Genomic DNA, 10,728 nt, shown 5'->3' with positions numbered 1-10,728 from the left:
CCATCCGTATTGAGCATGAACCTGCATCAACCCAATGCAGTTGTGGCTGCCAGTTACGTCGTATCGGCGAAGATATCAGTGAAAAACTGCATTTCAGACCGGCACAGTTCTATAAGGAACAGCATGTACGTGGCAAATGGGTCTGTGATCAGTGTGACACCCTGACTCAGCAAGCGATGCCCGCCTATGTGATTGATAAAGGTATTGCCAGTCCTGAACTGCTCAGCCATGTGCTGGTATCGAAGTATGCCGATCATTTGCCGCTGTACCGTCAGCGCCTGATCTATCAGCGGGCGGGCATTGATCTGTCCAGATCTACTTTATCTGACTGGATTGGTCGCTGCGGTGTGGAACTGGAACCTCTGGCCAATGCCTTAAAACAGGTGGTGCTGCAACAGCGGGTGATCCATGCCGATGAAACGCCGGTCACCATCATGCGGATGGGTGATGATGAGAAAAAACCGAAGAAAGGTTATGTCTGGGCCTATGCCACTACACAGTACAATCCAGTTCAGGCAGTGATCTATGACTTTCAGGATAGTCGTTCAGGTCAGCATGCTGAAGCGTTCCTGAATGGCTGGCAGGGTCATCTGGTCTGTGATGATTACAGTGGTTATAAAGCACGCTTTAAATCAGGCGATGTCATTGAGGTGGGCTGCATGGCACATGCACGTCGTAAATTTCATGAACTGCATGTGACCGGGAAAAGTCAGATCGCTGAACAGGCATTAGTGCTGATTCAGAAACTGTATGCCATAGAAGCAGAACTCAGGAAAAAGACCGATGGTACAGCAGAACATCGCCGCGAATATCGGCAAAAGCATAGTCAACCGGTGATGCAACAACTGTATGAATGGCTCAACCAACATTATCTGACGGTGCCATCGAGTTCTCCAACTGCCAAGGCGATCAATTACAGCCTAAAACGTTGGCAGGCACTCTGCCGCTATCTGGATGATGGTAATTTGCCTATAGATAATAACTGGATTGAAAATCAGATGCGCCCCTGGGCGTTGGGACGTAAGAACTGGCTGTTTGCTGGCTCGCTGCGCAGCGGCCAACGAGCTGCCAATATCATGACTTTAATCCAGTCAGCAAAGCTGAATGGACTGGATCCGTATGCCTATTTAAGTGATGTGCTGAAAAGGCTGCCGACGCATAAAGTGACCCAAATAGAAGAATTACTGCCACACCGCTGGAAATCCGACCAAAATTAAAAAATAGGCATGGGATTCAGCGGACGCTTACTATTCATGTCTATACTTGGTTGGTCAATATACAGGTATGAGACCATCTGAATTAGCAGAAATAAAAGTAAAAGATTGTTCATGCTTAGTACAAGATGATGGTGTTTGGTTAATTGAAAGTACTATTAAAAAACATCAACAAGAGATTAATACTGGTTTATTTGATGATCGTTGGGTAGCTATTCCAATCGTTAGAGACACTATATTAGCAGCATCTTATATCGCAAAAATCAAATCATCCCCATATCTCGTTTCTAATATGAATACTGTTCATCCTACTGGCTCAGAAAAATCTATGAGTAGTAATGGGATTAGTTATCAAATCAACGCGTTGATTAGCCAACTTTTGGGGGAATACATTGCTAATCAGATTAGTTTTAACTCCTATATGCTACGACATACTCTAACCTACCAACTATTTAGAGCCGAAGTTGGCCTACCTTTAATTTCATTTCAGCTAAAACACTTCGTGGCAGAAATTGGTAAATTTGTCTCCAAAGGTGCTACTACGTCAGTTACGTTAGGCTATGGTGAAATTGGTGAAATACTTTCAAAGGATGGTAATAGAAACAGCAAAAATTCATTGAGACATGCAGCTGAATTAGAAGCTATAAAAAATGTTTTCAATCACAATGGAACATTTTATGGAGGTAAAGCAAATGAACATAAAAAAAATTTGATCACTCTGTTTCAAGGATATATGGTAAATGGTTATACCGAAGAAGAAGTATATGAAGCACTAGCTGACCAAGGTGCTGCCGTTACTAATATTGGAAATGGTTTATGTTATGGAAATAAACAGGACGATACCGATCCAGCTTTACCATGTATTGGCTCCCTACGCTGTAACCCTATTCGATGCAAACACGCTATTGTTACTCTAAAACATGCTCCTAAATGGCGTGAAATCTATATTGTGAATAAAGCAAATCTCAATAAACCAGGATATGAGCATCTTCGTGAACAAATGTTAGCTACTATGAATGAAGCAGTAATGGTTTTAGAAAATCTTGGCGAAAAGGTTGAACTATGAAGAATCAAGCTTACGACCTTAAAAACACAGAGAATTATGAAGCAAATACCTTGAAAATTAACAATGTACTACTTCAAATTGAGCACAATCCAAAACTAAAAGCAACTATTGCACAATTATGTAAACTTACAGGAATTCATCGGAATACTATTAGAAACCGATTCGAACCTATCGAGAAACTTAAAGAAATTAAAGAGGCACGAATAAAGAAAGCAAAACAGAAAAAAGAAAAACTGGCTTTAAATAGTGCTGAGAATGAAATGTCACCAGAGAAGTTGTTAATACAAGCAAGAGCTGAACTTATCTACTGGTTTAATGAATATCAGAATATGAAAAATCAATGTTATCATTTCGAGCTTCAGTATAAAGAAATGAAACAATCCAAAGATTATTATAAAAAATTATACAAAACCGATCAAAATTTACTCTTAGAGGCTGAAAAAGAAATTAAGAAATTAAAAGAATTATTAAAATTTGAGGGTATTTATATCAGTCCTCTAAAACATTAATATGAAAATAAGATTTTCTGTTGAGATAAAGTTTTTAAACTTTTGCCCAACAGAAATATTTTTATCTTCAAATAAACTTATTTAGACTGAAAACGGATAAGCAATAGGTTCATGATATTGATAACCTTCAACTTCAAAGTCATCTAATGTCACCCATGTTTCAATATCTTCAAGCGTTTTAATTTCAGGGTTGATATGGAGTTTTGGCGCAGGATAAGGTTCACGTTTAAGCTGAACATCACGCATGAGTTCTAACTGATCCTCATAAATATGCGCATTCACAATCTTGTGATAAGCCTTTCCAGCCTTATGTCCTGTAATTTGAGCCATCAGAGCTAACAGAGTAAAAACCTGAATTTGGTTAAAATTTTGGCCCAATGGTACATCACATGACCGTTGTGCTGACGTTAAGTAAAGTGTATCCCCTACCAAAGAGAAAGTATGAGTATGCATACAAGGTCGTAGGCAACCCATATCAAACTCCCCTGGGTTATAGAAAGTCAGAATTTCACCACGATCATCAATACCTTTTCGTAAGTCATCATAGATCTTACGAAGCTGGTCAAACTCTTTACCTTCAGAGTTACGCCAATGGCGTCCTTGGACTCCGTATACTCGCCCCATATCGTCTTCACCTTTACGATAAGGGTTAGCTAACCACGCTCCATTTTCGTTAGCATTTGCATTCCAAGTATTACAGCCAATGGCTCGGAACTGAGCAGCATTATCATATCCACGCAAGTAGCCTAATAGCTCTGCAATAGCTGCCTTCCAGTAACTTTTTCGAGTCGTAACTAAGGGGAATTCATTAGCCCCTACGTTGTACTCTAAATCTGCGTTAATAACGGTTAAACAACGCTTTCCAGTTCGTTCATTTTCAACCCATACGCCTTCATCAACTATGCGTTGACACAAATCTAGATATTGCTTCATTTAACCACCTTGATTCTCCTAGGCAAAATTTACTTGATAGTGCCTTATATTGGTACAGCTATCAGAGAAAATTTTGGCTAATTTTTTCTCACCAGCTTACAATTTCAATTGTATGAACAATGATGAATTTTGGCTATGATGAGCTCAATCTGTATTATAGAGTTTAAATACTTCATTGCACAAACCTAGAAATGACAGCTTATTGGCCTAGTTAAGCTGCTTAAAATATCAGCTTTTCCTCTAGTACAAAGCTCCCTATTATAATGTATATTAATATTACCCCTTAATTTTATAAAAAATTTAGAGATCTAATTATTAAAAAAATAATAAATACATATCTTTATTTCGCAACTTATAAAATTAAAAATATGTATTTATTCATGATGACCTATTTTTCAAAATAAATTATTATGAAGTAACAAATAATAAATTTTTTAAGCAATCACACCCAAATACTTACTACTTCGGTTATTAAATGCATTTAAAGTCCCTTCTAAAATATTAACTGCATGTTGATTTAACTCGTAACTTTCAATAGAGCCAGATTTATAATGGATGGAGTAATTATTTTCTCTATCAAAATTAGTATAAATAATTTGCTCGGCATCACATACTATTGCTAGATTAGGGTTATGAGTAACCATAATAATTTGTCTGGTCTTTTTAGCTTCATTAAGAATAGGAACCAAGGAGTTTACAACAGTATCGTTATCAAGGTTTTCTTCAGGCTGATCTAGAATAATAGGTGTTTTATCTTTATCTACTAATAAATAGAATATCAATAGCAATGCACCACGTTGTCCAGGAGATAATTTTTCTACTTCTACATTTTGAAAACGTAATGAATATTTAGATTTAATAAAGTCTAATCCATATATAAAATTGTAAACATCTTTCGGCGTAACATTTTTTTTCACCATCTCAGCGATACCAACTTCCTCATTAGCTTCATTTAATTTATCAATAAGCTCTTCTATAAAATTAATAACTCCTTCCTGTGTTTCTAAATCTTTATCTTGAGATAAATCTTCTAAAGTATGTTTAATCCTATCTGGCGTAAAATCTAATCTACGTTGCAGAATATGAGAGGTTAAATTTTCTAGAAATTCTTCAAAAGAAAAATTTAATTTAGATACAAACTCAAACTTATTTTTTATATTTATAAAACTATTTTGTTCAATTGATTTCTGAACAGGTTCATAAAGAGATTCTCTTAGTAATTTTTTGGACTCTAAAATTTGATATATTAAGCTTACGATAGTTTTACGCTCATTTTTTTTCTCTGCTAACTGATTAGGCAAATTATTGTACATTGTAATTTGATGTTGTATACCATGAAGTGAATCAGGTATAAGTTCATCACCCTCTAACTGTTTTTTCTTCACATCCCAAGTTTTAATAGTCTCAAGGTAGGTATTATATTTTTGGAATGGCTCTGATAATTCACTATTTATTTTCTCGATAGTTTCATTATTCTCCTTAATAGAGGATTCCAATGCACTAATTTCATTTAATTTATTAGGAATTTCTTTTTCTAATTCAGTTTTTATCCCTAATATTCTTTCTAAATTGATACTGAACTTAATGATGTTATTTTCAATTTCAAGATTTTCTAAATCTTTACTTATATCCTCATTAAAAGCCTCAATATATTTTGTTAAAACATCAGTTTTTTCTATTACCTTATTTGCAATTAATATTTTGCCTTGGCTTGCTTTGATATTATCTTTCAAAGTATCAATTTGTTTTGAGAATCCAAGTACTTTTGAATTGGCAGATTCCATCTGAATTTTTAAAGCTGATTGCTCTGGAGTTAGGTTTTCACTAGGGCATGAAACTTCATTAGGCTTAATAGATTCATGATCTTGCAGTTCTTGTAGCTTTAATAATCTTTTGTTTTCCAAAAGGTTTCTTACTTTTGGTTGCGATTGAGCTTCGTACTCTTCAATTTCTGAATTTAATTTGTTTAATTTGACTTTCAATGAAAACAATTGATCATTTAATGAGCTTTCTTTTAATTTGATTAATGCTTCAAGATTTGAACAACCATTCTTTTCTTCCTCTGTTAAATAAGAGAATATGACTGAATTCAATTCATGTTGAAATTCATTATCTCCATTATCAGGATTACATAGTTTTTCAAAGTAAGCTTGAGGTATGTAACGTACTCTTTCAGCACTTTCATGATCAATACTAGCATCTAAAGATTTTATATCTTTAGTACCGTTCAACCAAGTTAATGTAGCTTCAAAATCTGATGCAAAGCCACCTTTGCCTTTAAATCGTCCTTCTTTAAGAAAGGAAAAGTAATTACTGCTAGATTTAGAGTTCCCTAACAACGAAATAATATCAGCAAGAGCACTTTTACCACTTCCTTTTTTACCTATAATCGCCACTAGATCATGGCTTAAATTTATTTTAATTCCATCAATCCACTTGTGATTACATACAGCTGTAGGTTTTTTTACAACTTCAATTTGATCAATAAAGTAACTTCCTTTTCCTTTTTTTAATGATTCTTTTTCAGGGATTTCACCCACATAGATACGATTTTGAGGTTCTAAGGTAGCTTGGATTAAACCAGTAAATGTTGGATCGGCTTTAATCCATGTAAAACAATTTCCAATTCTATCTTTATCTGATGTTTTTTCTGAAAAATTATGAGCATCACTACAGTCAAGCAATAAATCATTTACACCATTATCTTGTAATTTTTGTTTAGCTTTATCAAAAGCATCATAAGATTCTGCTGAAGTGAAAATGATATCTGCCTGGTTAATTAGATGTTTTTTAACAGCTATCGAAGCATCAGTCCACTTGAGTTCATCCCATTCTGTTTTTCCAATAGCAATTAAATATTTTCCTTTAAAACAACTTTTATCAAGTGCCTCAAGAATTGAATCCGAATGTAAGTTTAAATTATTAAATCCTTCAATTAGGTCTGACCCATATTGATGTAATTTATCTTGAGAAACTGATGACTTAATTTGTCGTCCCAGATCTTCGACTGATTCTTTTGTAATACTCTGGTGCCACGGTGTTTGTTCTTTTTCTAAAATATATTTAGCTTGTAAACTATTTAAAAATTGAGATTTTATTTTATCCAAAGGTAAGTTTTGTTCATCTGAGAAGATGATATGTAAATTTATGCGATTAAGCTTTTTAAACTCTACACCGGCAAACTCATGTAATCTAAATTCCACTACTGGCAAAATTAAATCAATATTTTTTAATCTTCCTGAATTCTTTTCTTTTAAAACACGTTCATATCCATCAATAAAGAAATAGTCATTAATACCTATAACTTTAAACTCTTCAGGTAAATTTTCTAAATCTGTTAAAAATTTTTCCCAAGTTGCATCATCATTACCACCATATTTATGGTCAAGAGAAGCAGGTGTGTGTACGTGTAAATCCCATTTACGCCATTCTGATCCTTTATTAAACATATTCCCCCCTTAATAAATAATAAATAAGAAATTCAAATCTATGCCACAGCACTTTCATTAAACGCTTCAACAACCCCAAATATGTTGTCAGTATCTGCATCACCGAATACACCATCAATCCCTTCATAATGGATTTGATTGAATGGTGGTTCATAAAGCTGCGAGGCTTCTAATGTTCCCCGAATGGTCAAATGTTCAATCACCATTTCGATAAAACGAATCTGCTTTTCATTGTAAGTTGAGCCTTGCAGATATTTAGAGAAGGCTTGTTGCACCGCTTGACGATCTAAACCGACAAGTGAACGAATAAAGAGAGGTAATGGCTTATCTGTACCAAAGCATTCCTCAAATTTTTCTTTACTCTCAACTTCCTGAGCTTCAAAAACGAATCGTTCAAGCTCACTCAAATCAGTTGGTGTTAACGCTAAGCCACGTTTCAACTTTGCAATGGTGATGTGATCTTCATTTGATTTGATGAAGCTTTCAACTCGTTTACGGTATTGAGCAATGTTTACACCACTGGAAACCACAGGAATATCCACTTCTGTTGCTTCACCAATTTCATCATCAAGCATCGAGTACACAATCGTTGAGGTAGATTTCTCAATCAGCTTCACCAATCCCCGAATGCGTTTACGCATCGACTCCAGCATTGGAACAGTGATGCCTTCCCAATAGGCTTCAGTTTGTATGTCCTGAATTAACTTAATCTGCGCTGCAACCACAGGAATATTTTCTTTAGTTTCCAATTTGGAAGCGATTTCGATGACTTTATTGGCATAAACCTGAATTGCCTTGGTATTTTTTTCCAACACAGCAAGTTCGATGTTATAGCAAAGCATGTCGAACAGCTTGGCTTCTAGTGGTTCAGACTCTAGTTCGTTCGGAAGTTTGGAAATATGTTCTCGTAATGTGCCAATTGCAAGGTCATCCAGATTATCCCAGGCCACATCATTTTTAAAATGTTCAACATGCTCAATTTCAGATTTAACAATGAAGTTGTCTTTATTCATCGACTTCACTTCAGTCTGCAAGCTCTGACGCATTTCTTGCTGTACAGTTTTCATTTCTTCAGTTTGATAATCGGATGAATTAAGCAAACTCAAAACATTCAAACGAGCTTTAAATAGGCGTTGTCCCAATGGTTCTGTGGTTGAAATAGGTGCACCATCAGGATTTTCATTGAAGTATTCAAAATTGGAACAGTAGTCGAAAATATAGAATTCTTTCTTGTCCACTTCAGGGGCAAACAGGTCTTTGCAAAGCCGTGTACCACGCCCAATCATCTGCGTAAATTTCACTTTGGAGCGTACAGCTTTGAAGAAAACAAGGTTGACCACTTCTGGAACATCAATCCCTGTATCGAGCATATCTACGGAAATGGCGATTTGTGGGTCAGCCAGATCTTTTTTACTAAAGCTATCAATCAAACTTTGAGCGTACTTGGTCGAGTGCGTAATCACACGGGCAAACTTGCCGTCATAGTGCGGATAGTTTTTATCAAAGCGTTCTGCAATGAAGTTGGCATGGTTCTGATTGACTGCAAAGATGATAGTTTTACCCAACATATCACCACCTTCGACCTTGATGCCGTTTTCCATCAAGTGTCGCAGCATCTTGTCTACCGTACCTGTATTGAACAACTCTTTGTTGATCTTAGAGGCTTTCACTTCATCAGGAGCATCACCACCATCCCAATCCAACTCATCCCAATGCAGTTTTTCTTCTTCTGAAAGCTCGTCATATTTCACGCCTTCACGCATGAATTTTAAGGGGACTGAAAAGGCTTTCGGTGGCACGAGATAACCATCAGCAATGGCTTGGTTTAAATCGTAGTAATCGGTGGGGACACCACTTTCCAAACCAAACAATGCATAGGTATCACGGTCTACTTCATCGCGTGGCGTAGCCGTCAAACCGACAAGCAGACTGTCAAAGTATTTGAAAATCTCACCAAACTTTTGATACACGCTACGGTGGGCTTCATCGACAATAATCAGGTCAAACATGCCTGTACCGTATTTGCGTGTACCATCCGCATTCATTTCATCAATCAAGCCCATCATGGTCTGATAGGTAGAGAGATAAACCCGTCCATTCTGAGTTTTGCTCTCGACCAGATTGACAGGTGCAGAATCAGGTAGGTTGGCTTTGAAGGCATTGGTGGCTTGTACCACCAGTGAAGTACGATCCGCGAGAAATAGAACTTTCTGCACCACATTGGCTTTCATCAACACATCGACCAAGGCAATCGCGGTACGGGTTTTCCCTGTACCTGTTGCCATGATGAGCAAGCCTGCGCGTTCCTTACGCTGAAATGCTGCAAGCATGGCTTTGATGGCACGAGTTTGGTAGTAACGCTCTACAATACTGGTGTTGATTGGGAAACTACTGAGATCAGGATTGTTTTTACGTCTTTCAATCAGGCGTTTCAGTTCAGCTTGGGTATAGAAGCCATATACCAAACGAGGTGGCCCACCTTGTACATCATTCCAAATACGGGTGCGATAACCATTGGTGTAGAAAATGACAGGGCGTTGACCAGTTTGCTGCTCCAAACAGTCAGCATAGAGTTTTGCCTGTTGCTGACCCACTTCAGGATCAACTGATGTACGTTTCGCTTCTACTAATGCCAAAGGTAAGCCATTGGCATCATACAACACATAATCGACTGAACCTTTACCTGAAGTGCTTGGCATTCCTGTGACTGGAACTTCTTCTCGCGCAGTAATGCCAATTTCCCAACCTGCTTCTTCAAGCAGTAGGTCGATTTTTAGTTTACGGGTTTCACTCTCTTTATAATCTGTATGATCAGGAACTTTGCTATTAGCTAACTTAGCCTGTTCAACTTCCTGACGTTTCTTCGCAATTTCAGCATCGATATCTGCAAGATACTTTTCACGTTCCTCTAGACTTGCTGACAGCTCCAGCAGTTTTTGCTCACGCTCACGTAGAGCTTTATGCAACACCGCAAATTCTTTTTCTTTAGCTTCTGCCTGCTTCTGTAATTGCTCCTGATTTACAGTTCGAGGCTGAGCGTTATCTGCATTAGGAATCAGCTTAGGGTTAAATAGATTAGGCTGAGAACGATCTTTGCTTGGAGAACCATAGGTCCGTTCAAACCAAACATAGATCAGGAACAGATGGCTAATGTGTTTAACGGTTTCTTCGGTCGTTAGTTGTTTGAATTTTTTCCCATGTACCGCACTGTTGCCCACCATGCGGATGTTATCCATCTTGTCCCAAATGTAGGGCGGGATAATTTCCTTAAACTTTACATCGGTGATCAGGCTATATAGGGAGGGATCATAAGGTTGAGTGAGCTTCTTATCGTATTGATACAGCCAGAAGACAAGGTTTTCTAATGAGTTTCGGGCAAACATTAGAGAAGCTTGAGGGGAAATATACACAAGCTTTTCAGCTTCCTTCGCTGTGAGCGCCAGCTTGCTAAAGTCAGGCTCTAAAAACTGAAAGTTGCTCATGTATCCCTCAAAAAAAAATTATTTTAAATATTCGTTATTTCAATACTATAACTTATATTAACTTACTGATTTAAT

5 protein-coding genes and 1 pseudogene are annotated in these 10,728 nt (G+C 36.9%); 3 read left to right on the top strand and 3 right to left on the bottom strand.

The window, feature by feature from the left end; all coding sequences use genetic code 11:
• From FTV14_RS03835 to FTV14_RS03825, 3 genes and pseudogenes are all read left to right on the top strand, one after another.
• The coding region (locus FTV14_RS03835; RefSeq protein WP_180053376.1) for an IS66 family transposase at window positions 1-1,217 on the top strand (1,217 nt) is incomplete at its 5' end.
• A gap of 28 nt (window positions 1,218-1,245) precedes the next feature.
• Window positions 1,246-2,280, top strand: a pseudogene (locus FTV14_RS03830) (site-specific integrase); the annotation flags it as partial.
• Window positions 2,277-2,789, top strand: a complete 513-nt coding sequence (locus FTV14_RS03825) for a hypothetical protein (RefSeq protein ID WP_180053374.1) — start codon at window positions 2,277-2,279, stop codon at window positions 2,787-2,789. The pseudogene FTV14_RS03830 and the gene FTV14_RS03825, both read left to right, overlap by 4 nt.
• An 81-nt stretch (window positions 2,790-2,870) precedes the next feature.
• On the opposite strand, the gene FTV14_RS03820 is transcribed toward FTV14_RS03825, so the two are convergent.
• The 3 genes from FTV14_RS03820 to FTV14_RS03810 all read right to left on the bottom strand — a co-directional run bounded on the left by FTV14_RS03820 (window position 2,871) and on the right by FTV14_RS03810 (window position 10,653).
• Window positions 2,871-3,722: a thymidylate synthase gene (locus FTV14_RS03820; protein WP_125279526.1), complete on the bottom strand. Its 852-nt coding sequence runs from the start codon at window positions 3,720-3,722 to the stop codon at window positions 2,871-2,873.
• Between the two features lie 434 nt (window positions 3,723-4,156).
• On the bottom strand, window positions 4,157-7,171 hold the full coding sequence (locus FTV14_RS03815) for a TrlF family AAA-like ATPase (protein WP_180053373.1): 3,015 nt from the start codon (window positions 7,169-7,171) through the stop codon (window positions 4,157-4,159).
• Between the two features lie 38 nt (window positions 7,172-7,209).
• Window positions 7,210-10,653 carry a DEAD/DEAH box helicase family protein gene (locus FTV14_RS03810; protein ID WP_180053372.1) on the bottom strand — a complete coding sequence of 1,148 codons (3,444 nt, stop codon included), beginning with the start codon at window positions 10,651-10,653 and terminating at the stop codon, window positions 7,210-7,212.
• Window positions 10,654-10,728: the final 75 nt, after the last annotated feature.

Origin of the sequence: Acinetobacter sp. YH12236 (assembly GCF_013417645.1) — a bacterium.
GTDB lineage: Bacteria > Pseudomonadota > Gammaproteobacteria > Pseudomonadales > Moraxellaceae > Acinetobacter.
The sequence above is the reverse complement of the archived record's forward strand: the minus strand, read 5'-3'. Positions and strand labels throughout refer to the sequence as shown.

What these genes read in the sequence shown, in the direction of transcription:
- FTV14_RS03820 (WP_125279526.1), bottom strand. Translation starts at nt 3,722, where the DNA reads ATGAAGCAATATCTAGATTTGTGTCAACGCATAGTTGATGAAGGCGTA.
- FTV14_RS03815 (WP_180053373.1), bottom strand. Translation starts at nt 7,171, where the DNA reads ATGTTTAATAAAGGATCAGAATGGCGTAAATGGGATTTACACGTACAC.
- FTV14_RS03825 (WP_180053374.1), top strand. Translation starts at nt 2,277, where the DNA reads ATGAAGAATCAAGCTTACGACCTTAAAAACACAGAGAATTATGAAGCA.
- FTV14_RS03810 (WP_180053372.1), bottom strand. Translation starts at nt 10,653, where the DNA reads ATGAGCAACTTTCAGTTTTTAGAGCCTGACTTTAGCAAGCTGGCGCTC.